The organism is Micromonospora sp. DT4 (genome assembly GCF_049841675.1).
Lineage (GTDB): Bacteria > Actinomycetota > Actinomycetes > Mycobacteriales > Micromonosporaceae > Micromonospora.
On the sequence record NZ_JBNCKT010000414.1, the window covers coordinates 1 to 389 of the forward strand.

Sequence of the window (389 nt, forward strand, 5' to 3'; positions counted from 1 at the left end):
ATACGCCGGCCACCCTCCGCGAGTACGGGAGTTATATCGCATCTCTCCATGGCGGCAGCAATCACACCCGTCGGATCATCAATTCCATTAGCTCTTATTTCGTGCACCCAGTCGCCAAGTGGAAGGGTCCTCGTCGTACCTGGAAGGGTCCAGGTCTGTGCCCGGTAGGGGACCGGCCTGTACTCGCCCAAATAATTCTGATACCAGTCAATCAAAGTAGCAACCATGTCGCTCACACGCATTGCTTCCGTGACCGATCGGCGGTGAGGGCCGGTGGAAGCGGCAATCATGCCCGGCATGGACGTACGCGCCGGATCAGTCAACACGTCAGTGAGGACCGAACCCGTCACCGGTGGTCCCACCCGAACCTTCCCGCCGTCGATGGCGAG

General features: G+C 59.6%; 1 protein-coding gene. It reads right to left on the reverse strand.

Annotated features, from left to right (window positions below; genetic code table 11):
• Positions 1 to 236: hypothetical protein (locus ACLQ24_RS30370; RefSeq protein ID WP_425895162.1), on the reverse strand; the 236-nt coding region annotated here is incomplete at its 3' end.
• Positions 237 to 389 lie beyond the last annotated feature (153 nt).